The 23,289-nt window shown below is 36.7% G+C and carries 19 protein-coding genes; 18 read left to right on the forward strand and 1 reads right to left on the reverse strand.

The genetic code is table 11. The annotated features are described in order from the left end of the window. Nucleotides 1–321 precede the first annotated feature (321 nt). From H5R88_RS04125 to H5R88_RS04140, 4 genes are all read left to right on the forward strand, one after another. Nucleotides 322–1,710: a class II fumarate hydratase gene (locus H5R88_RS04125; protein WP_182579193.1), complete on the forward strand. Its 1,389-nt coding sequence runs from the start codon at nt 322–324 to the stop codon at nt 1,708–1,710. A 124-nt stretch (nt 1,711–1,834) separates the two neighbouring features. After that, complete coding sequence (locus H5R88_RS04130; RefSeq protein WP_182579192.1) at nt 1,835–3,229, forward strand: flavocytochrome c; 1,395 nt, start codon at nt 1,835–1,837, stop codon at nt 3,227–3,229. 63 nt (nt 3,230–3,292) lie between these two features. Next, a complete protein-coding gene (locus H5R88_RS04135; protein WP_182600315.1) occupies nt 3,293–4,228 on the forward strand; it encodes an L-lactate dehydrogenase in 936 nt (311 codons plus the stop codon). 23 nt (nt 4,229–4,251) lie between these two features. Then, nucleotides 4,252–5,670, forward strand: a complete 1,419-nt coding sequence (locus H5R88_RS04140) for an anion permease (RefSeq protein WP_182600316.1) — start codon at nt 4,252–4,254, stop codon at nt 5,668–5,670. 32 nt (nt 5,671–5,702) lie between these two features. On the opposite strand, the gene H5R88_RS04145 is transcribed toward H5R88_RS04140, so the two are convergent. Further along, entirely contained in the window at nt 5,703–6,644 is a 942-nt protein-coding gene (locus H5R88_RS04145; protein WP_182600317.1) for a sugar-binding transcriptional regulator, read from the reverse strand. Nucleotides 6,645–6,782: 138 nt separating this feature from the next. Between H5R88_RS04145 and H5R88_RS04150 the strand changes: the two genes are divergently transcribed. The 14 genes from H5R88_RS04150 to H5R88_RS04215 all read left to right on the forward strand — a co-directional run. Continuing rightward, complete coding sequence (locus H5R88_RS04150; RefSeq protein ID WP_182600318.1) at nt 6,783–7,940, forward strand: NAD(P)-dependent malic enzyme; 1,158 nt, start codon at nt 6,783–6,785, stop codon at nt 7,938–7,940. 10 nt (nt 7,941–7,950) lie between these two features. After that, nucleotides 7,951–8,994, forward strand: a complete 1,044-nt coding sequence (gene citC / locus H5R88_RS04155) for a [citrate (pro-3S)-lyase] ligase (RefSeq protein WP_182600319.1) — start codon at nt 7,951–7,953, stop codon at nt 8,992–8,994. Beyond that, nucleotides 8,994–9,287 (forward strand): citrate lyase acyl carrier protein, encoded by a 294-nt coding sequence (gene citD, locus H5R88_RS04160; RefSeq protein ID WP_182600320.1) that lies wholly within the window; start codon nt 8,994–8,996, stop codon nt 9,285–9,287. The genes citC and citD overlap by 1 nt, the downstream gene beginning before the upstream one ends. Nucleotides 9,288–9,289: 2 nt before the next feature. Further along, nucleotides 9,290–10,195: a citrate (pro-3S)-lyase subunit beta gene (gene citE / locus H5R88_RS04165; protein WP_109913558.1), complete on the forward strand. Its 906-nt coding sequence runs from the start codon at nt 9,290–9,292 to the stop codon at nt 10,193–10,195. Further along, the gene (gene citF, locus H5R88_RS04170; RefSeq protein WP_182600321.1) at nt 10,185–11,723 is read left to right on the forward strand and encodes a citrate lyase subunit alpha; all 1,539 of its coding nucleotides are present in this window, start codon (nt 10,185–10,187) and stop codon (nt 11,721–11,723) included. Before citE ends, citF begins: the two co-directional genes overlap by 11 nt. Before the next feature lie 95 nt (nt 11,724–11,818). Further along, nucleotides 11,819–13,246 (forward strand): triphosphoribosyl-dephospho-CoA synthase CitG, encoded by a 1,428-nt coding sequence (gene citG, locus H5R88_RS04175; protein ID WP_182600322.1) that lies wholly within the window; start codon nt 11,819–11,821, stop codon nt 13,244–13,246. Then, nucleotides 13,227–14,018, forward strand: a complete 792-nt coding sequence (locus tag H5R88_RS04180) for an alpha/beta fold hydrolase (protein WP_182600323.1) — start codon at nt 13,227–13,229, stop codon at nt 14,016–14,018. The genes citG and H5R88_RS04180 overlap by 20 nt, the downstream gene beginning before the upstream one ends. A gap of 215 nt (nt 14,019–14,233) precedes the next feature. Then, nucleotides 14,234–15,121, forward strand: coding sequence for a LysR family transcriptional regulator (locus tag H5R88_RS04185; RefSeq protein WP_182600324.1), 888 nt, complete (start codon nt 14,234–14,236; stop codon nt 15,119–15,121). A gap of 55 nt (nt 15,122–15,176) precedes the next feature. Further along, on the forward strand, nt 15,177–16,544 hold the full coding sequence (locus H5R88_RS04190; RefSeq protein WP_182579189.1) for a threonine/serine exporter family protein: 1,368 nt from the start codon (nt 15,177–15,179) through the stop codon (nt 16,542–16,544). 15 nt (nt 16,545–16,559) lie between these two features. Then, on the forward strand, nt 16,560–17,213 hold the full coding sequence (locus H5R88_RS04195; RefSeq protein WP_182600325.1) for a uracil-DNA glycosylase: 654 nt from the start codon (nt 16,560–16,562) through the stop codon (nt 17,211–17,213). Nucleotides 17,214–17,342: 129 nt separating this feature from the next. Further along, the gene (locus H5R88_RS04200; RefSeq protein WP_182600326.1) at nt 17,343–18,851 is read left to right on the forward strand and encodes an MFS transporter; all 1,509 of its coding nucleotides are present in this window, start codon (nt 17,343–17,345) and stop codon (nt 18,849–18,851) included. 48 nt (nt 18,852–18,899) lie between these two features. After that, entirely contained in the window at nt 18,900–19,883 is a 984-nt protein-coding gene (locus tag H5R88_RS04205; RefSeq protein WP_182600327.1) for an alpha/beta hydrolase fold domain-containing protein, read from the forward strand. 12 nt (nt 19,884–19,895) lie between these two features. Beyond that, nucleotides 19,896–20,471 carry a DJ-1 family glyoxalase III gene (locus H5R88_RS04210; protein WP_182600328.1) on the forward strand — a complete coding sequence of 192 codons (576 nt, stop codon included), beginning with the start codon at nt 19,896–19,898 and terminating at the stop codon, nt 20,469–20,471. Nucleotides 20,472–20,811: 340 nt separating this feature from the next. Beyond that, on the forward strand, nt 20,812–23,289 hold a 2,478-nt coding region (locus H5R88_RS04215; protein ID WP_182600329.1), incomplete at its 3' end, for a mucin-binding protein.

Below are 23,289 nucleotides of genomic sequence, written 5' to 3' on the forward strand. Positions count from 1 at the left end.
TATTCTTCAACAGCTTTAAGTTTAGTTTTAACGCTAATTTTGGTCATATAAAATACCCCCAGAGTTGATTTCCAACTCTGGGGGTACACGTCAAAATTAAAAAATCTTAGATGTTTTTTTTTGTAGAAGTTTGTGAAATTTTTGCAAACGTAATGGTAAAAATCAATCATAACAGTTGATAAGGGAAAAGCTATAAGTGAAATTTATTAAAAATTAAAGATTTGACTATAGCTTTACTTACAAGGTAGGATATACGTGTAAATGATGTGTAACATTTCACAAGTTAAAATTGCTCAATTAATATATTGGAGGTTTTTTGAGATGTCAGAATATCGTACTGAAGAAGATACGTTAGGTCCTGTTAAAATCCCTGCTGAAGCATTATGGGGACCACAAACAGAACGGAGTCGGAATAACTTCCCCACCGGTCAATACATGCCATTAGCAATTATCCGTGCTTTATTGAACATTAAAAAGGCAGCGGCCCAAGCTAATATGGAAACTAAGGCCATCTCTGAAGAAAAAGGTAATTTAATCGTTAAAGCGATTGATGAATTACTTGCATTAAGTGATGAGGACTTGCGGAAGGACTTTCCATTAAAGGTTTATCAAACTGGTTCTGGTACCCAAACCAACATGAACACTAATGAAGTAGTTGCACACAAGGCTCATGAAATTAACCCTAACATTGAAATCTTGCCAAATGATGATGTTAACAAGGGTCAAAGTTCAAACGATACTTTCCCAACTGCTATGAATGTGGTTGCTTTAGAAGCGCTTGATAAGTTGAAGCCAGCTGTTCAACACTTAATTGATGAATTAAAGGTTAAGGAAGAGAAGTACATGAAGACTGTTAAAGTTGGACGTACTCACTTGCAAGATGCAGTTCCATTGACATTTGGCCAAGAACTTTCTGGCTACATTGCTTCTTTAGAACACGATCTTGATTACATTAAGACTTTGGAACCAACATTAGATGAATTGGCAATTGGTGGTACTGCTGTTGGTACTGGTTTGAATGCGGCAGAAGGAATGCCTGAAAAGATCGCTGAAAAGCTTAGTGAGGTTTACGGCTTAGACTTAACTGCTGATTCAAATAAGTTCTATGGGTTAGCTAACCACTCTGGTTTAGATGTTGTTCATGGTGCTTTGAAGACATTAGCGGCTGATATGTTCAAGCTTGCTCAAGACATTCGTTTCTTGGCTTCTGGTCCTCGTGCCGGTTATGGTGAATTAAATATTCCAGCTAACGAACCAGGTTCTTCAATCATGCCAGGTAAGGTTAACCCAACGCAAGCAGAAGCCGTAACCATGGCTGCTTTACGAGTATTTGGTAACGATACAGTAGTAACAATGGCTTCATCACAAGGTAACTTCGAAATGAATGTTTACAAGCCAGTATTAATTGATGCTTTCCTTGAATCAGCTGACTTATTAACTGGAACTATTACTGGATTTGCGGACAAGATGATCCACGGAATGACAGTTAACGAAAAGCGAATGGAAGAATTAGTTGATAATTCATTAATGACAGTTACTGCATTATCACCACATATTGGATACCATGACAGTGCTAAGATTGCTCAAGCTGCCGATAAAGCTGGTAGCACATTAAAAGAAGCTGCTTTGAAGTCTGGTAAACTTACCGAAGAACAATACGATGAATGGATGGATATGCTTGAGATGACCAACGTTGATCGTGATAAATAAGAATTGAGTTAAAAGTAATGTCAGTTTTGACAAGAGTGGAAATAAGCAATGTGAAGTACTTGCTCCACTCTTTTTGACCATTAATATGATATATTCAGATAATAATTAAAAGGAGAGCAATATCATGGCTGAAAAATTCCAACCATTATCTGTAAGTAAATTAGATAATGATTACGATGTTATTGTAATTGGTTCTGGTGGAACAGGTCTTTCTGCAGCAATTCAAGCAAACGAATTAGGAATGAAGACAGTTGTTTTTGAAAAAGAAGAAGAACTTGGTGGAAACACTAACCGAGCTTCTTCAGGAATGAATGCTGCTGAAACCAACGTTCAACTACATCATGGAGTAATTGATAATGTTGCAGACTTTTACCATGAAACATACAAAGATGGTGGACGTTTAAACGATAAAGATATGCTTGGTTACTTTGTATATCACACAGCCCCAGCAATTGACTGGTTAGCTGATCACGGGATTAAGCTTGATGACATTACAATTACTGGTGGAATGTCTCGTAAGCGTACTCACCGTCCAGCAAGTATGGCGCCAATTGGTGGTTTCTTAGTCAAGAGTTTATTAGAAGTTGTTCAACAGGAAAACATTCCAGTATTCAATAAAGTAAAAGTTAACAAGCTCTTACAAGATGATGAAGGCAAGGTAATCGGTGTTGAAGCTAATGCTGATGGCCTAATTAAAACCATCCACGCAAAGGCTGTTATTTTAGCTACTGGTGGATTCGGTGCTTCTAAAGAATACATGAAGCGGTTCCGCCCTGACCTTGCTGATTACAAGACTACCAATCAACCAGGAGCAACTGGTGATGGCTTGAAGCTTGCTGAAGGCGTTGGCGGTGAATTAATGCAAATGGACCTTGTTCAGGTTCACCCAACTGTTCAACAAGATAACCCTCATGTTTACCTTATTGGAGAAGCAGTCCGTGGTGAAGGTGCAATCTTAGTTAATGCTGAAGGTAATCGGTTTGTTAACGAATTAAACACTCGAAAGATTGTTTCTAATGCGATTACTGCCCTTCCAGAACACAGTGCTTATTTAATTTTTGACCAAGGTATTCGTGACCATGCTAAGGCCATTGAATTTTACGATAAAGTTGGCCTTGTTGTTCATGGCGATACGATTGAGGATCTTGCAAAGAATCTCAACATGGATCCAGAAAACTTGAAGAAGACAGTTGCAACTTGGAATGAAGCGGTTGAAAATCATGATGATAAGGAATTCCATCGAACCACCGGAATGGATCGTGGGATTACTAAGCCAGGATTCTTCGCAATCCATATTGCACCTGCAATTCATTACACTATGGGTGGTATTCATATTAATACAAAGACTCAAGTGCTTGATGGTAATGGGGATGTAATCAAGGGATTATATGCTGCAGGTGAAGTTGCTGGTGGTTTACATGGTAATAACCGTGTTGGTGGTAACTCAATTGCAGAAACAATTGTTTTTGGACGTCAAGCAGGTCAACAAGTAACTGTTTACGCCCGTGGTTTAAAGTAAAAATAATGGGCAGTGAGAGGCTGCCTAGAGCAATTATTTATATATTATTTGGAGGCAAATTTTATGTTAGGATATCATCATAAAGTTGTGCTTGTTGGTGATGGGGCAGTAGGATCATCATTTGCTTTCTCGCTCCTTCAAACAACACAAGAAATTGATGAATTAGTTATTGTTGACTTAAAGAAAGATAAGGCGACTGGAGAGTCATTGGATTTACAAGATATTACTCCCCTAACTAGTCCAGTCAACATTCACGCGGGAGATTATTCTGATGCTACTGATGCTGATGTTGTAGTTATTACTGCTGGAGTTCCACGAAAACCGGGAGAGACTCGTTTAGATCTTGTTGCCAAGAATACAAAAATTCTTTCAACTATTGTTAACCCAATTGTTGAAAGTGGATTTAGTGGTATTTTTGTTGTATCAAGTAATCCGGTTGATATTTTAACAACATTAACCCAGCAAATTTCTGGATTCCCTAAACATCGGGTTATTGGAACCGGTACTTCACTAGATACAGCACGATTGGATGTATTATTATCACAAAAATTAAATGTTCCAGTAAATGAAATAGATGCTTTAGTTTTAGGCGAACATGGTGATACATCATTTGGTGCATTTGATGAAGCAACTATTAATGGTAAGCCATTAAAAGAAGCAACTAATTTAACTGTTGAAGATTATGATGAACTTGAAAAAGCAGTTAAAGAACGTGGGGGCAAGATTATTGCTGGGAAAGGAGCTACTTTCTATGGGGTAGCTAAATATCTTGCTTATATTGTAAAAGCGATTATTGAAAATCGTAATATTATGTTACCGATATCTGCTCCATTAACAGGTCAATACGGGATTGGTAATTTATATCTTGGAATGCCAGCTATTATTAATCGTACTGGGGTAGCAAAGGCTATTGATTATGACTTGTCAGATGCAGAGACAGAAAAACTAAAAAATTCAGCCGCTAAAATGAAAGAAGTTTTAGATGGCGTGAAAATTTAATTATCTAAGGGAGAAATAATCTAATGGGATTATCAAAGGTAAATTATAAAGGGTTTATCTGGCCAGTAATTATTGGAGTGATTATTTGGTTATGTACTCCAGTTCGGCCTGAAGGAATTAGTGTTGTAGCTTGGCACTTATTAGCTTTATTTATTGCAACAATTGTTGGATGTATTACTCAGCCATTACCAATTGCTGGGGTAGCTTTGATTGGTTTTACTCTTACAGTTTTACTTGGAATTGCTCCAATGAAAGAAGCTGTAGTTGCCTTCGGAAATAATACTCCTTGGACAATCGCTATGGCTTACTTGATTGCTCGTGGTTTCATAAAAACTGGTTTAGGAAACCGAGTAGCGTTACTCTTTGTCCGGTATTTTGGTAAAAAATCACTTGGTTTAGGATACGCTTTAACAGGAATTGATCTTGTTACAGCTCCAGCTACTCCAAGTAATACTGCTCGTGCTAGTGGTATCGTGTTACCGATTATTGATGCTCTTTCAGATACGTTCCACTCATCACCAAAAGATGGAACTGAAAGAAAGATGGGTTCTTACTTACTATTTACAGAATTTCATGCGAACATTATTACCAGTGCATTATTTATGACCGCAATGGCACCAAATATTGTAGCAGTGGGACTTGCAAAGGAATTAGGAGTTAATATTACATGGATCTCATGGTTCTTAGCAGCATTGCTACCTTGTGTGATTCTTTTAGCCTTAGTTCCATGGCTTATCTATAAGATGTATCCACCTGAAATTAAAGAAACACCAGATGCTCGTCAATTGGCAGATAGTCAATTAGCAGAAATGGGACCAATGAAACTTTCAGAAAAATTGATGTTGGTTATCTTTGCAGTTGCGATTATTTTATGGATGCTTTCAAGTTTTATTGGCATGGATGCAATGACTGTTGCATTTATTGCCGTTGTATTAATGCTTTTAACAGGTATCCTTACAACAAAAGATGTTTTGAATGAAACTGGAGCTTGGAACGTGGTTATTTGGTTCTCAATCTTAATTTTCCTTGCCGGAGAATTAAACAAACTTGGAATTATTCCATGGTTCTCAAAAACTGTTAGTCATTCACTTAGTGGAATGAGTTGGTTTGCAATTATGATTGCGTTAGTATTAATTTACTTCTACAGCCACTATCTATTTGCTTCTGGTACAGCTCAAGTTACTGCTATGTTTAGTGGATTCCTTGGAGTTGCGATTTCAGCTGGTGTTCCACCATTCTTAGCAGCAATGCTTCTTTCATTGACTGCTGCTGCCTATAGTTCAACTACTCACTATGCTAATGGTCCTGCTTCTGCTTTATTCAGTACGGGTTACGTTAAGCAGAGTGACTGGTGGCGAATGAACTTCATCCTAGGACTTCTTTATCTGGTAGTATTTATCGGAATTGGAACAGTATGGATGAAAATTATCGGCTTATGGTAATAAAAAAGATCTGGCAATTAGCCAGATCTTTTTTATATTTCCTCAATAATTCGTAAGGCAATTGATTCCGTAAGTATCATATCAGTAAATAGTCCCCCGCGAAGCGCTCCTAAAGCGGCTTGATATTTTGACTTACGTTGAACAATAGCAAATCTTCTAGAAACGTTTAGAATTTTATTTAAGGAAATAGATAAAGTTTTATCGTTATTAGGGTGAATTAAAAAGTCACCATTAATATCGTAAGGACGGCCAAACGCCATTCCAGCAACTTCGTTTAAATTAACTCCTTTAAATAATTCCTTTTTATAACCATGCCAAGCAGGAATACTGTCTATTGATTGGAGAGTACCTAATCCACAAACAATCATTTCCATTTTATTGGCAACCTTAAACGCTTCTGTAAAAGCTGGTTCTGAATATAGGTCGTTTCTTGCCTCGTCATTGAGAATATAAAGTGGTCCAGGAATAGTGTAGTAAGAGCAATCATATTTAGTTGCAGCTTTTTGTACCATTCGCATTGAGGCAGCAGAAGATTTATATTTCATATTTTCACCCATAAATTGTGTGAAAACTAAATCATGAGAGGATTGTTTGCTAAAGTGGTCGAGAATAGTATAAATTGTTTCTCCCCAAGATAATCCAATTACCTTATATTCTTTAATAAGAGATTGAATTTGATTAGCTGCAAAGTTAGCAATAATTTTATCACGGTCTAAGGGATTGCTTGGATCTTTAATAACGTAGACATTTTTTATATCAAAACTATTTGATAATTCGCGTTCTAGTTGCGCATTTCGGTCATAATCCGTATGAATACTTATATCAACAATTCCGCTTGAAAATGCTTCATCAAGATATTTCATAATAAGGTATCGACTAAGATTATATTTTTTAGAAATATCACTAATTGCCATTTTACTAAGATAGTAATCTTGTGCAAGATTACCTAATAATTGTTGATGCTGTGAATTCATTTTTGTGTTCCTTTCATGCTCAATATTGTTTTAAGTATATCATTATTTTTTAAATATTTAAAAAATATAGTAGTTATTTTAATTCTTTAAAAAAGGTGGTAAGATAGTTAGTAATGAAATGAGGAGGCTTTCGATTACATGGAAGATAAAGAAATACTCTCAATGCATGCTAAAAATCAAGGAGTGCTCAACATTGCACCTCAGTTCGAAGTTAAAAATCGAAAAGAATTAGGGGAAGCATATACTCCAGGTGTTGCAATAATCTCTAAGCTTATAGAACGTTATCCTGAACTTAAGGATAAATATACTCTTAGTGGCAAACTTGTAGCATTAGTAACAGATGGTTCTGCTGTTTTAGGTCTAGGAAATATTGGGCCGGCAGGTGGTCTTCCAGTTGTTGAAGGCAAAGCACTACTTTATAAGGATTTAGCTAATGTTAATGCACTTCCTTTAACTGTTGAGCAAGTTCCAGTTGATGAATTTGTAGCAACATTAAAGAATATGCAGGAATCTTTTGCGGGTTTTCATTTAGAAGATATTAAAGCACCCCGTTGCTTTGAAATTGAAGAAAAACTATCTAAAGTAGTTAATATTCCAGTTTACCATGATGACCAAGAAGGAACGGCAATTGTTGTTTTGGCTGGATTGATTAATGCTGCTAAAGTAGTAAAGAAAGATTTGAAAGATTTGAAAGTTGTAATTAATGGGGTTGGAGCATCAGGAGTTGCAACAGCTCGATTGCTTTTTGCAGCAGGTATTAAAAATATTACATTTGTTGATATTGATGGACCAGTTCATATTGATAGTCAAAATTATAATCATTATCAAACAGATTTAGTAAAACAAAGTGCTGATCAAATTCCTTATAAGAACTTAAGTGAAGCGGTAAAGAATCGTGACGTTTTCATCGGTCTTTCCGATGCAGATGTTTTAACAAGCGAGCAAGTAGAGACAATGGCTAAGGATCCAATTATTTTTGCACTTGCAAATCCAAAGCCTGAAATTGATCCACAGATCGCAAAAAATGCTGGTGTAGCGGTGATGGCAACTGGCTCAAGCCAATATCCAAACCAAGTAAATAATATTTTAGTATTTCCTGGGTTATATAAAGGATTGCTATCAACTGATTTAAATAAAGTGGATTTTGGCCTTGAAAAGGCGATTGCTTCAGGTTTAGCAAATATGATTTCTAATCCAACTGCTGAAAAGATTGTTCCAGGGGTATTTGATGATGGTGTGGTAAATACAGTAGCTAAAGCTGTTCAACATTACGCAAATCAAAAGAATAACGATTAGGAGAATATTAATGGAAGTTCGTGAAATTAACATTCATTTAAAACGTAATTTCACCAAGTGGCAAAAATTTTTGCGGTTCAATGGAATTGAAGTTTTTTCTGAAAAAGAAACATCTTCTATTGATAAGACTTTTGTATGGGAAGAAAATGGTGAGATTTTAGCAACCGGATCAATTGCTGGTAATATATTGAAATATATTGCAATTTGTTCAAAAGTTCAGGGACATGGTGAAACATTTAACAGTTTGGTTAGTAAATTAGAAAACGAAGCTGCAATGATGGGACGCTTTCATTTGTTTGTTTTCACGAAACCGCAATATAGTCAAAGTTTCCAGTATGTTGGATTTCATGAATTGGCAAAAGTAAAGCAAGGAGCTGTATTAGAAAGTGGAACTCCTGATGTTCATGACTATATTTCATCTTTGTCACACTTTAATGATCAAGAAAAAAGTAAAATTGCTGGAATTGTTATGAATGCTAATCCTTTTACAAAGGGACATCGTTACTTAGTTGAAACTGCTAGTAAAGAAAATAATTATGTATATGTTTTTGTTGTTAGTGAAGATGTTTCTATTTTTTCATTTTCTGATCGTTTTAAGTTAGTTAAAGCAGGAGTAGCAGATTTACCAAATGTTATAGTAGTACCAGGTAAGGAATACATGGTTAGTTATGCTACGTTTCCAGCATACTTCTTAAAAGATGATCAAAATGTTGGAAGATTTCAAGCTTCCTTGGATGCAACCCTGTTTAAAGAACAAATTGCAAAACCGCTTAATATAACGTCTCGATATCTTGGGAATGAACCATATTCTAAAACAACAAATGTATATAATGAAGAGCTAAATAGGGTTCTACCACCTGATGTTGAAGTAAAAATTATTGATCGAAAGAAAAATAAAGATCAGGATATTATTTCAGCAACGAAGGTACGAGCAGCAATTGCTAATGATAATATTACGTTAGTGGAAAGGTATGTTCCAGATACAACGCTCGATTTTATTAAAAACAACTGGTCTGAGCTTCAAACTCGGATAAAGGAAGGAAGTATTAAATAATGGATATTAAGAAGACTGCATTAGCAGGAACTTTGGAATCTTCCGATATTCAAATTACTTTAAGCCAAGGTAATAATGGTATCAACATTGACTTAGATTCCTCAGTAGAAGAATTATATGGAGATCAAATTCGTAAGGTAATCACTGAAAATCTCCAGGCCTATGGAATTGAAAATGCCAATGTTAAAGCTGTGGATAAAGGGGCTTTAGATTGTGTAATCAAAGCACGGACTATGGCTGCCGCTCAACGTGCACTTGAAACAGCGGATAAACCAGACTGGGAGGTATTTTAATAATGGAAGAACGTTTACGTCGGACAATGATGTTTGTTCCAGGTAACAATGCCGGAATGGTAAAGGATGCAGGTATTTATGGTGCCGATTCTATTATGTTTGACTTGGAAGATTCAGTTTCAATGTCAGAAAAAGATGCTGCACGGATGCTTGTTTACCAAGCTCTTCAAACACAAGACTATGGTGATGCAGAATTAGTTGTTCGTGTTAATGGAATTGATACACCATTTTTTAAGAATGATGTTTTCGCAATGGTTAAAGCTGGTATTCAAGTTGTTCGTTTGCCAAAAGTAGAATCAGCTCAAATGATGTTAGATCTTGTAAAAGTAGTAGAAGAAGCTGAAAATAAATTTGGTATTAAGCCAGGTACAACGCATGTTATGGCGGCTATTGAAAGTGCTAAGGGAGTACTTAATGCACCAGAAATTGCTGCAAGTACGGACCGGATGATCGGTTTGGCACTTTCTGCTGAAGACTACACGACTGATATGAAGACTCATCGTTACCCGGATGGAGCAGAACTTGAATTTGCTCGTAACATGATTCTTCATGCAGCACGTGCTGCTGGTATTGCTGCCTTTGATACTGTCTTTACTAATATGAATGATGTAGAAGGCTTTAAACGTGAAACTGAACACATTCACGAATTAGGATTTGACGGTAAATCTCTTGTTAACCCTCGTCAAATTGATTGGGTAAATAAGATTTATGAACCAACCAAGAAAGAAATTGAAAATGCATTGGACGTTGAAGCTGCAATTGAAGAAGCACACCAAAAAGGTTCAGGTGTTATCTCAATGAACGGTCAAATGGTTGACCGCCCAGTTGTATTACGTGCACAACGGGTAATTCGTTTAGCAAAGGCTTCTAACTTAATCAATGAGGAGGGCGAATACATTGAAAAATAAAGTCGGTCGTGAAATTTCAGATGAAATTTTAAATTCAACAAACTATAAGCCATTTGAAACTACTGAAATTGGTCACCCAACAGTTCACTATACTGGTCATGATGTACGTGTTACTAAAGGTGATGACAAGTTAGTTGATTCGTTAGATGACGTAATTAAAAATAACTTGAAAGATGGAATGACAATTTCTTTCCACCATCATTTCCGAAATGGTGACTTTGTTTTTAATATGGTTATGGATAAAATTATCAAGATGGGTTATAAGGATTTGACTTTAGCTCCATCTTCATTAACTGGTGTTATGAATGATAAGATAATTGAAGCTATTAAGGCTGGAACAATTACTAACATTACTAGTTCCGGAATGCGAGGAAGCCTTGGTGAGGCAGTATCTCATGGATTATTAAAGAATCCAGTTATTTTCCGTTCGCATGGTAATCGTGCTCGTTCGATTGAAAACGGAAATATTAAAATTGATGTTGCGTTTATAGGTGTTCCTAATTCAGATAGAATGGGAAATGCAAATGGAATGAATGGAGAATCAGCATTAGGGTCATTAGGTTATGCTCTTGTTGATGCAAAGTATGCTAATAAAGTAGTATTAATAACAGATACTATTGCTGACTATCCTAATACTCCAGCGTCTATTCAACAAACACAAGTAGATTATGTTGTAAAAGTTGACAAAGTTGGTGATCCAGATCGTATTGGGAGTGGTGCTACCCGTTTTACTAAAGATCCAAAAGAATTAAAGATTGCTAAGATGGTTAATAATGTAATTGTTAATTCTCCGTACTTTAAGGAAGGATTTTCTTTCCAAACTGGTACTGGTGGTGCTTCACTAGCTGTTACTCGGTTCCTTCGTCAGGCTATGATTGATAATAATATCACTGCTTCCTTTACTTGTGGTGGTACTACTTCACCAATTGTTAAACTTTTAGAAGAAGGATTAGTAAAGAAAGTCATGGATGTTCAAGATTTTGATAAAGGTGCTGCTTCAAGTATGAAGAGTAATCCTGGTCAAATTGAAATCGATGGATCATGGTATGCTGATCCTGATAACAAAGGAGCAATGGTTGATCAATTGGACATTGCAATTCTTTCTGCTTTGGAAATTGATACTGATTTCAATGTTAATGTTTTAACCGGGTCTAATGGTGAAATTCGTGGTGCTGTTGGTGGACACCAAGATGCAAGTACTGCAAAGATGACGATTATCTCTGCTCCATTAACTCGTGGTCGGATTGCAACTATTGTACCAGCGGTTAATTCTGTTACTACCCCAGGTTCTTCAATTGATGTTGTTGTTACTGAAGTAGGAGTTGCTGTAAATCCTGCACGTAAAGATTTAATTGAAGCATTCAAGAACGTGCCAAGCATCCCATTAATTTCAATTGAAGAATTACAACAACGTGCTGAAAAGATTGTCGGAAAGCCAGAAAAGATTGAATATACTGATCGGACAGTTGCACTTGTTGAATATCGTGATGGTACTTTAATTGATGAAATTAAACAAATTAAGGACTAGTTACGAATAAAATTACGGTACTAGAATTTTCTAGTACCGTTTTTTATACTCATTATTGCTATAATTAATGTTAAAATTTGATTTGAGGAGTTAGTATGCAAAACATTTTTGATCATGGTAAATATCAAGATATTCTTGCCGTTTTAAAAAATAAAGATGAGCGTGTTAGGATACAAAATCAGTTATTGAAAACTAATCCATCAATGACTGTTGTAGCAGCTAAATTAAATATTCCTGGTCCAATAAAGAATAATAAAAAGATAGAAGCATTTTTTGTAGCAGGTCTTAATAAATTTGAAGAAATGTTATTAAATGCTGGTGTTGTTTTTATTTCAAAAAAAGAGTGGCCGAATAAGGAAACAGGGCCAGAGCGTTTCTACCTTGTTGATGCGGGTGCAATGTTAGTAAAAGAGATTACGAGTCATTTTGAAGAATTGAAGCCAAGTTATCGTTTATTTGACTTAGATGTGCTAGCTAATGATAATGGAACAGTAAAATCACTATCAAGGTCAGATGTAAATCAACCTGCTCGAAAGTGTTTAATTTGTGGTCGTCCAGCTAAAGAGTGTGGTCGCTCCCGTCGACATTCAGTTGAAGAGTTACAAGAGAAAGTTAGTCAGTTAATTTGTGTAGAATTGGCATATCAAGAAAAAGAAAATATTGCAAATTGGCTGGCTCAGCTTGCACAACGAGCTCTTTTATATGAAGTATCTGCTTGGCCTAAGCCCGGATTAGTGGATCCAGTTGAACATGGAGCACACTTAGATATGGACATATTTACTTTTATTAATAGTTCTATTAGTTTGCGTAACTATCTTCATCAAGCAGCATTACTGGGAATAATGAGTCGTTCTGCTAATTTATCATTGATATTTGAAGAGTTACGTGAATATGGTAAAAAAGCGGAAAAAACAATGTTCGCTGCTACAAATAATGTTAATACTCACAAAGGAGCAGTTTTCTCATTAGGTGTATTTGTTGCAGCAACAGCCTACAGTTTACAGCATCTAAAACGATTTGATGCAAATGATATTAAAAACGTGATTAAACAGATGTTAAAAAATTTGATTAATGATGATCTAAAACATCTTTCATCGAAAAAATTCTTAACTGCGGGTGAAAAACAGTATTTAAAATACGGTCTTTCTGGTATTCGAGGAGAAGCACACGCTGGATACCCGACAGTTTTTAAGTATGGGTTACCGACCTTATTAACATCAAACTATGATTGGAATAGTCGAATTTTAATAACTTTTTTAGAGTTAGCTTTACATATTGAAGATTCGACCTTAATTAAAAGAGCGGGGGATCCGGCTATTCAAGAATGGAAAAATAAAGAAATTAAAGAGTGTTTAAGTCTTGGTGGAATAAGGACTAAAGCTGGGCAACAAAAATTAACTGAAATTGAAGAAAAATTTACTCAGCAAAATTTAAGCCTTGGAGGTACTGCTGATTTATTAATAGTTACTATCTTTTTAGCTTTAGTGAAGGAAGGTTTACCTGATGGACTTCAAAACAAGTGATGGGATAAGAATTAATTACTATATTTATGGTACTGGGAAACCAGTTGTTTTAATTCATGGCTTTGGCGGATATCAACAAATATGGTGTTTACAAATTAAAAATTTAATTCAGCAAGGTTATCAAGTAATTACGTATGATCAGCGAAATCATGGAGCATCAACTAGAGATGAGCAGTTAGATTCTATTGAGCCTTTAATAAAGGATTTGTATGAACTATTAAATCATTTACATGTAACAAAACCTTTTCTAATAGGTCATTCTATGGGAGCATCTGTAATATATGGATTTTTATCATATTATACTGATTTCCCGTTAAGTGGTGTAATAGCAATTGATCAATCACCCAAGATGCTTAATACAATTCAATGGCCTTATGGATATATGGATGTCACAAGGGCATCGTATAAATTAAAATTAAAAGAGCATGGTAATATTAGAGAGACATTAAATGGGGTACCATCTCAAGTAATATCAAAATTAGAGCCAGAAAAAGAAATGTTTCCATTTGTTAGGGCCGAAAATCTGCCATTACTTTATGATCACGCTAAACGAGATTGGCGACCAACTCTTGAAAGAGTCAATATCCCAACATTATTAATCACTGCAAATCAGAGTCCATATTTTAATGGCAAATTTGCGGATGTTATGAAACGTGCTAATCCAGAGTTTATATCACATCAAGCCGTTGACCAAAGTGGCCATGTAATAATGGCAGAACAGGCAAACAAATTTAATAAAATAATGGATAATTACTTACAAGAACATCAATAATTTAATTTTACTTGAATAGCTTAAGATCAGTGCGGAAGCTGGGAGAAATGAAAAATTCCCCCAGCCTTATTATTTTAAATAACAAGATAACATGAAGCCAGGTTAGCCGTCCTTCTTATTGAAAAGATTAATTTCTTTTACGAACATTCTTTTGTATTCAAGTATGAATTGACGTAAGATAAAGATATTACGTTATCATAGAAAGGGTTAAGACGATGAATACTCGTGATTTACAATACTTTGCCATGCTAGTTAAATTAAAAAATTATACCCAAGTAGCAAAGTATTTTAATGTTTCCCAACCTAGTATTACCCAAGCAATTCGTCGCCTTGAGCAAGAATTTGACACAAAATTGGTGCGCAAAGATCGTGTTCATCGGGATGAAATGATTACGCGCAGTGGGCAGTTACTATATGAAAAAGCGTTGGCGATAAATAAAAAAATAGATATTGCTCATCAGGAAATAGCACGGGCCGGTCAACGGCAAATAAAATTCGGCCTTCCACCAATCATTGGAAAAATGTATATTTCACACATTATCGGTAATCTTTCTAAACAGCTTCTTCAACGAATAAAAATTATTTCTGTGGGGTCTCATGAATTGTTAAGTGAATTACAAGCGGGAAAGATCGATATTGCTATGCTGGGTTCAATTGCGCCAATTGATCAAGCGGGTATTTTTGCTGAACTAATAACAACTCGTCCATTTACTGTGATCGTAAGCAACCGCCACCCACTCGCTAAGAAAAAATCTGTAAGTTTTCGTGACTTGACTAATGAATTATTTATTAATTATGACCAGCAATATATCCATAAGGCGGCTTTTCAAGCTTACTCAACTTATGCTCAAATTAATCCACAAACAGCTGTATATAAAGTTCCTAATATTTCATGGATTAAGGAATTGGTACGACAAAATAAAGGAATTAGTTTGATGGTAAAGGATGCAGTGAAAGATGAGCCAGGAATTGTAGCCTTAGATATTAAAGATTCAATTCCAGAAAAATTTTATATTTCGATTGCAACTCGTGAAGACTATGTTTTAAGTAAAGATGAGCAGCAACTCATCACTAACTTAAAAGAAATTACATCGACTACTTGACAGGCGCCGTATAATTAAATAGTTAAGAGAATTGATAAGAGGAGCTTGATAGGTTTTGAGTAAGGATAAAGAGATCTCAGCGAATGATTTTGAACCGGTTGAACATTTGTCTGATAAGCATCATATGGCGATTCCATGGCATGATTTTTTTACGAATGATAATTTTACCCCTGCTTATGAGGCCAATTTGGTAGAACGAGCGGCGATTGTTGGACGTATTGGATTAATGATGCTTTCGTATGGAACGGGGGCATGGCGAGTCCGTGATTCAATGAATACGGTTGCGCGGACGTTAAAAATGACTTGCTCCGTCGATATTGGGTTAGTTTCCCTCGAATATACTTGTATGGATGCTCACCATAGTTACACACAGGCAATATCTTTGCCAAGCACAAGTGTAAATACAACAAAACTTTCGCAGATGGAACGATTTATTAAAGAATTTGACCAGCATGGGAGTGAGATGACAATTGGAGAAATCCACTCACGTCTAGAGAAAATTGCCCATTCAAAAGGAAATTATGCTCCTTACCAAGTGGGATTGGCAGCTGCTCTGGCATGTAGCGCCTTCGTATTTTTGCTTGGTGGTGGACCAGTTGAAATGTTTTGTAGTTTTATCGGGGCTGGCCTCGGAAACTATGTACGGCGAAAGTTGATTGACCGTCACATTACCCTATTTGCAGGAGTAGCGGTTGCAGTTGCAGTTGCCTGTCTTTCTTACCTGCTAGCCTTAAGTTTGATGCAATTAGCATTTAATGTGAGTTCGCGTCATGAAGCAGGCTATATCGGTGCAATGCTGTTCATTATTCCGGGATTTCCTTTTATTACCAGTGGCCTTGATATCTCTAAACTTGATATGCGGTCTGGGCTTGAACGAATGACCTATGCAATCGCAATTATTACAGTTGCTACCTTAGTCGGGTGGATTGTGGCTTTAATGGTTAATTTACGTCCAGAGAATTTTCAAGCGTTACCCCTTTCAGCATTAATGCTCTTTTTACTACGGCTACCAGCTAGTTTTTGTGGGGTATTTGGCTTTTCAATAATGTTTAATAGTACTCCTAAAATGGCAGCTATTGCCGGTTGTATTGGTGCAATTGCTAACACATTACGGTTAGAATTAACAGACCTAACGGGAATTCCGGCAGGGGCAGCTGCATTTTTAGGCGCGTTAGTTGCTGGGTTATTAGCATCAATTGTTAAACGTAAAATTCAGTATCCGCAAATTTCGATTACAGTCCCATCAATTGTTATTATGGTGCCGGGACTTTATCTGTATCGGGCAATGTATAATATCGGTTTGACTTCTATTAGCGTCGGAACGCTTTGGATGACTAAAGCTCTTATGATTGTTGTATTCTTACCAATGGGCTTAATCGCTGCTCGTATTCTTACGGATTCCAAGTGGCGGCATAATGGATAGGAGGCTCAAAAATATATGATTGCAGAATATCCGCCAACACTACTAGCAGAGGTAAAAGAAAAAACGAAGGATCGGCAATTAACAGGTTTTACTCCCGGTCAAGGACCACTTAAGCCAGACTTGATGTTAGTAGGAGAGGCTCCTGGTCGTCACGAAGAAAAAGTTAATATTCCTTTTTCTGGTGCTTCCGGTCAGGAACTAATGAAATTGATTGAATCAATCGGATATTCACGTTCAACTGTTTATATTACTAGTGTAGTTCGTCAACGACCTTATAGCATTAAAAAAACTGTTGATAAGAGGACGGGCGAAGTGGTTGAAAAACGGCCTAACCGTACGCCGACTAAAAAAGAAGTCTTAGCATTTGCCCCTTTATTTGATTGGGAATTAGCTCAAGTTAAGCCGCAAATCATTGTTTCGCTTGGTAATACAGCTCTACAACGGTTGCTTGGTAGTCAAGCTAATATTGGTAACCTTCATGGGCAACTTCTTTACAAAAAAATTCAACGGACAAATGACGCGCATGATGGCTATGAGTTGACACCTGACAAACATTGGATTATACCGATGTATCATCCGGCAGCAGTCCTCTATGCCCGCCGCTTGGAATCTACTATTAAAGCTGATTGGCAACAGTTAGGGCAAAGCATTAAGAAAATGAAAAAATAACCATTATACTTTTTGTGACGAAGGCCGTATAATGGAAAACAGTTTGTAATTATTGGAGGATGGGACAACGGCACATTGATGCTCTGTTCCATCCTCTTTAGTACGTAGAGAATTAAAGGAGATGAGAAAGTGGAATTACAACAACGACGAACAATTGTTACTGGTGCGTTGTTACTATCTAATATTATGGCAGGAATGGATGGAACCATTGTCAATACGGCATTGCCAGCAATTACGAGTGCCCTACATGGCTTACAATACATAGGATGGATTATTGCCACCTTCCTATTAGGGATGGCCGTAGCAACTCCATTATGGAGTAAATTTGGTGAGCATAAGGGGAATAAACAAGCTTACATTACGGCCACATTAATGTTTTTAGTGGGGGCCATTTTCCAAGGGTTGGCCCCTAATATTTTATGGTTTATTATCGCTCGTACTGTCATGGGGATCGGCGCTGGTGGAATGAATACGATTCCATTTATTGTTTTTGCCGAGTTATATGATAATTTAAAAAAACGGGCGCAGGTTCTAGGAATTGCCAGTGCGTGTTTTGGAACTGCTTCAATTATTGGTCCTCTACTTGGTGGATGGATTGTTGACGCGTTGAGTTGGCGCTGGGTTTTCTATGTTAATGTGCCAATTGCCTTAATTGCGATTACGATTATTAGCTTGTTCTATAAGAATGTGAAAAGGCAAGCTGCTGGGAAGCCGGTTGATTATCTTGGCTCGACTTTATTAGTAGTCAGTTTAGTAATAATTTTAGTCGCCGTTCAATTGATCGGTTCAGCCTCTGGTCTAGTAGTAGGTTGTTTATTAGTTGTTGGTCTCCTACTGCTTGGTGGAATGATAAAAGTTGACAGTAAGGCCGTAGATCCAATTATTCCTAGCCGCCTGTTTAAAAATCGCGAGCTAGTAATTGATTTTACTTTATTTGTCATAATTTGGGGCTCATTTATCGCATTTGTTACTTATATTCCAATGTGGGCGCAAGGAATTTTAGGTTTGAGTGCACTGCTTGGGGGGATGACGCAAATTCCAGGTGCAGTTACTAACTTTATTGGGTCAGAATTAGTACCAGTATTACAGGAAAGATGGGGAAAATACTGGATTGTTACTTGTGGAGCAGCCTCTATCTTTCTCGCCTATTTAGGAATAATGATTGGTGGACAAAAAACACCATTCTGGCTCATTTTATTCATGGGGGCGTTTGAAGGATTTGGGGTTGGCCTTGTCTTTAATATTTTACAGATTAATGTTCAAACAGATGCTGAATTACGGGATGTGCCAATTGCTACTTCACTAGGATACCTATTGCGAATTTTGAGTCAGACCCTTATGTCCGCGGTTTATGGAGTTATTCTTAACCAAGAGCTATTCCACGGTGTTCAAACGCACCACGGAATTACCTTAAGAATGCTGAATAAATTATCAAATGCTCAAACCGCTAATAGTCTTCCAGTTAAGCTTTTACCAACCATGCGCACAATTCTTTATAATGGATATCGCGACATTATCATCGCAGCAGTAATTTTAATCGTCATTGCATTAATTTTGGTGACTGCTTTAGGATGGCAAAATCATTGTCACCAACGCGAGCTAATGGCTTTAAATAATCTTAAAAACACAAAATCTTAAATCGTGCTAGGATAACAGTAAGATTTTAAATGAGGAGCGATCGTTCCAGTGGAGAAAATAAAGAGATTTAATACTCAAATTGCTAGTCATTTGGCTAATAATCTTGAGAAGAGTTTGCGAGAATTACGACGATGTGGTGCTCATCGTTCTAGTAAAGCAACCTTTACTGAAATGGGAATCCAATTAAGCGGATTTAAAAATGACCTTGCAGAAAATAATAAATTTAATGCCTTAATAGGCAACGCATGGATTGACAATGAGGCTGATTACTTCTTACCTGCTTCTGTAATGACAGTTGATGTTCAACGTCAAGAACAGGAATTAACAACATATATCTTAAATGATCGCGGAAATAATCAACGAATAATTATGTATCTAACAGGCGGGGCCTATATTCAGCGTCCCGATAAGACTCATTGGCAATATTTAAATCAGTTGGCAATCGCTACAGATGCGAAAATTTATGTCCCAATTTATTCGTTGGTTCCGCATGCTACTTATCGTACCGCCTATCAAGAAATTGCTAGTCTCTATAGTAAAATTTATACCCTTATGCCTGCTAGCAAAATTACTATTATGGGTGATTCGGCTGGTGGTGGATTAGCGACTGGCTTTTGTGAATATCTTGGTAAAAGGGGTCTTCCGCAACCTGGTCACCTCATTTTATTTTCTCCTTGGCTTGATCTTGACTTAACCAATCCTCTCATTAGTAAATATGAGGATGAAGATGTTACACTAGCAGTGAACGGTTTACGAAAAATCGGTACAATGTGGGCCGGTGATACAGATCATCAGGACTATCGCTTAAGTCCCTTATATGGGAATCTTGATCAATTGCGAGATGTGACTATTTTTGTAGGGACAAGGGAAATATTGTATCCCGACGTAACCTTATTTGTGCAAAAATTGCGTAACGCTGGTGTAAATGAAAACTCATATACTGGTCGTGGACTGTTTCATATTTATCCGCTTTATCAAATTCCGGAAGCAAAGAGTGTAATGAAGCGGGTAGTTACAATAATTAATGAATGATGGGGTGATATTTTGGCTAAAGTTGCTGTAGTTTTTGCACCAGGTTGTGAAGAAGTTGAAGGACTTACCATTGTAGACGTTCTCCGGCGAATGGGGATTGATACTACAATGGTAGGGTTAGAAGATATCCATGTTCCCGGTGCCCATGGGATCGAATTAACTTGTGATGAGATAATGAGTGATCAACTCTTAGACTATGATGTCGTTGCTTTTCCTGGTGGCCGCGGGGGTGCCCAAAAGCTGCGAGATAATGACGAGTTAATGAAACTAATGCAGAAACGTAACGCGGAAAATAAATGGGATGCTGCAATGTGTGCTGCTCCGATTGCCTTAGCTCGGTATGGTTTGCTAGATAACCATAACTATACCTGTTTCCCTGGAATTAACGAGGAAATTGCTAAGGTAGCTCCAACAGCAAACTTTGAAGCGGATATTACAGTTGTTGATAATGACGGAAAAATCATTACCAGTCGTGGCCCGGCAACCGCTTTAGCTTTTGCTTATCAGATTGCTGAAGTGTTGGGCTATAATACTGACGAGATTAAGCATGAGATGCTTTATGATTATTTGATGCTTCAAAAGAAGTAATTGATAGGTTAAAAATTAGCCCTGATGAGGATTGCTAGTCTAACCGCTCAGTGGGGAATAACTTTTCCGTGAAAGATTGATTAATGGCTGAATCTAATCATTACAAATTGTTGATAGATATATAAATGATTTATTAAGTAGCTTATGCTTTTTTAATTAGCATAAGCTATTTTTTTATAAACAAATCCATGAAGTTAGTGATTATCTGGGATTTAAAACTGCTTTTCTTAAGATCATGTGTTATTATTGTATTGAACATGTGATTAATGAAAAAGTTTGCTTGGCTTAATTGGCTATCAAATTATAATCTACCGCATGTACTTTAGGGAGGAGTATTTTAATGTTATCCAAGAATAACGGACAAGAACAGATCCGTAAACAAGAATCAAAAAAACAACGATTTGCAATTAAGAAGCTAACAGTAGGAGTAGCTTCGGTCTTAGTTGGTTTTACTTTCATGGGACTCAATGCCTCAGCAAGTGCTGACGATACGCCAACTCAACCAGCTAAAAATGATGATAATAATGTTTCATCAGATACAACAAACGAGCTACAGCAGTCAAATGTTTCATTAACTACTACTGAAGCAACTGACACTGCGGTTAAAAATAATGTATCGCAGACAACAGATAATTCAGTAGATAAGGCTAGCAATGTAGAGGCTAATTCAGCATCCCAAAAATATGAACAAAGCATTGCTGAAAAGATGAAGCTTTATAAAACATCGTTAGTTGCTGTAAATAATCCTAACGGTGACTCACAAGAAACGAATGCTCCTCAACAAACAACTACGCTTACAAGTGCACCTTTATATACCACACAGGGACAAGTACCAACATTAGACATGAACAATATGTTTACTCAAGAACAATTATCTCAATATGGAGATAATCCACAGATAGATTGGGTAAATGCACCAGATGTTTCTAAGATTGGCAATGTAACTGGTACTGCTAAGTTAACTTATGAAGAGGTGAATGCTGATTCGGCAGAAGATGGTGCAGTTTCAACTAAAACAGCAACGGTAAATGTACCAGTTTTGGTTAGAAAAGCAGAACAAGAAGTTAAAGAAGATCAAGTTAAAAACAGTTTAGATGTTATCAACAGTAGTAATAATTCATTAGTTGCACACTATGAATGGGTTGGTGATAAGGCTGCAAACGACGAAGATGAAGAGATTTCTATTCCCGGTCGTGACGCCTTTGAAAGTAACTTTATGACTATTATTGAAAAGCTAGGCTTTGAATCGGATGATTATTCAGAATTTCCAGAGGATTTAATGACCTTTGGAACAAAGAATAAAAGTGTAACAATGTTTGTTCATCCTGTTTCAACTGACCCTGTAATTGCTGATGATCCATATTTTAATGCTGATGGTAATAGTAGTATTGATAACGTTAATGAAACTCCTGATCCAGCAAACTACATTGGAAACTTAGGTACTTTACCAGAAGGTACCAAAATCGAATGGAACGATGTACCAACTTATGATTACACTAAAGATGAAGATGGTAATTATACAAATCCTGAACCAACGAATAGTCCAAGTATTAAAGTAACTATTCCTGGCAAGAATCCAATTATTTTAGATAGTGATCCAAATGGTGATCCTTTAAAAGAAATAGCAACTTTACCTGCCTATGGTGATGGTACTTTATTACTTAACTCAAATAATGAGTTAGAGCTTGGTAGTAGTGCTAAGACTCCAATTAATTATGTAGCTAACTTTGATTCATTTAGTAAAAAATATCTTGAGGATAGTGACAAAGAAGCAAATGCTGATAATGTCCAAGACCTTAAAGACTCATTTAAGTGGACTATTGCTCCTAATACTCAGCAAGCTGGTTATACTTTTGGTGTATTTAAATACGGTGATGGTAATGTTGGTAATTTGATTTTATTCAAGGTAAATTCAACTGAAGATGTAACTAAGACTGATGCAGATGCTAAGTCAATTGTTACTGAAACAATCAATGTAACTACTCCAGATGGTAAGACCACTCCAATAGTTAAGTCAGTAACATTTAACAGAACCGCAACTAAGGACTTAGTAACCGGTGATGTAAGCTACGGTGCATGGTCAGATAACGGAACATACACATTCCCAAGTTACACTGTGTCAACAGTTGCAGGTTACACACCAAGTCAAACTGAAGTTCCAGCTCAAACAGTAAAACCGGGTGATAAGAACTTAGTCTTTAATATTACTTACAGTGCAATTGAACAAACTAGAAAGATTGTCTTTGTTGATAATGGCAACACTGTTGGAACTCAACCCTTAACTGGTAAGACTGGAACTAGCGTAACTATTGGTAACGGAGATGGAGAAACTCCATTAAAGGTGCCAACTGGCTATGAAGTAGTACCAGGAACCGAAATTCCAACCACTGTACCATTTAACGCAACTGATAACCCAGACATTACTGTTCAAGTACAAGCTAAGAAGAATACTGATGATGGACGTAATGATAAGGGCAACAAAGATGTTTACCGTGAAGTAACCAGAATAATTACAGTAAACATTGAAGGTCAAGCACCACAAACTGTTACTCAAACTCTTGCATTCTACAGAATTAAGACCACTAATGAAGCAACTGGTAAGGTAAGTTACACTGACTGGACTTCAAACATGGAAGATGGTGCAACTAGCTTCCCAGAAGTAGAAATTCCAAGTGTAGCAGGTTACACCAGAACCATTACAGGTGGCACAATCACTACTAAAGATGGTAAGGATTATGTAGCAGCACAATCAGGCTTAGCAAATGGTGAACCAGTAAACAACATTACTGTAACTGTAGATTACGAGAAGGCAGATCAT

Source organism: Limosilactobacillus agrestis (genome assembly GCF_014145585.1).
Classification (GTDB): Bacteria; Bacillota; Bacilli; order Lactobacillales; family Lactobacillaceae; genus Limosilactobacillus; species Limosilactobacillus agrestis.

Bases quoted from the DNA above. Each gene is read 5' to 3' on its own strand.
- H5R88_RS04125 (WP_182579193.1), top strand. From the start codon at position 322: ATGTCAGAATATCGTACTGAAGAAGATACGTTAGGTCCTGTTAAAATC.
- H5R88_RS04130 (WP_182579192.1), top strand. From the start codon at position 1,835: ATGGCTGAAAAATTCCAACCATTATCTGTAAGTAAATTAGATAATGAT.
- H5R88_RS04135 (WP_182600315.1), top strand. From the start codon at position 3,293: ATGTTAGGATATCATCATAAAGTTGTGCTTGTTGGTGATGGGGCAGTA.
- H5R88_RS04140 (WP_182600316.1), top strand. From the start codon at position 4,252: ATGGGATTATCAAAGGTAAATTATAAAGGGTTTATCTGGCCAGTAATT.
- H5R88_RS04145 (WP_182600317.1), bottom strand. From the start codon at position 6,644: ATGAATTCACAGCATCAACAATTATTAGGTAATCTTGCACAAGATTAC.
- H5R88_RS04150 (WP_182600318.1), top strand. From the start codon at position 6,783: ATGGAAGATAAAGAAATACTCTCAATGCATGCTAAAAATCAAGGAGTG.
- citC (WP_182600319.1), top strand. From the start codon at position 7,951: ATGGAAGTTCGTGAAATTAACATTCATTTAAAACGTAATTTCACCAAG.
- citD (WP_182600320.1), top strand. From the start codon at position 8,994: ATGGATATTAAGAAGACTGCATTAGCAGGAACTTTGGAATCTTCCGAT.
- citE (WP_109913558.1), top strand. From the start codon at position 9,290: ATGGAAGAACGTTTACGTCGGACAATGATGTTTGTTCCAGGTAACAAT.
- citG (WP_182600322.1), top strand. From the start codon at position 11,819: ATGCAAAACATTTTTGATCATGGTAAATATCAAGATATTCTTGCCGTT.
- H5R88_RS04180 (WP_182600323.1), top strand. From the start codon at position 13,227: ATGGACTTCAAAACAAGTGATGGGATAAGAATTAATTACTATATTTAT.
- H5R88_RS04185 (WP_182600324.1), top strand. From the start codon at position 14,234: ATGAATACTCGTGATTTACAATACTTTGCCATGCTAGTTAAATTAAAA.
- H5R88_RS04195 (WP_182600325.1), top strand. From the start codon at position 16,560: ATGATTGCAGAATATCCGCCAACACTACTAGCAGAGGTAAAAGAAAAA.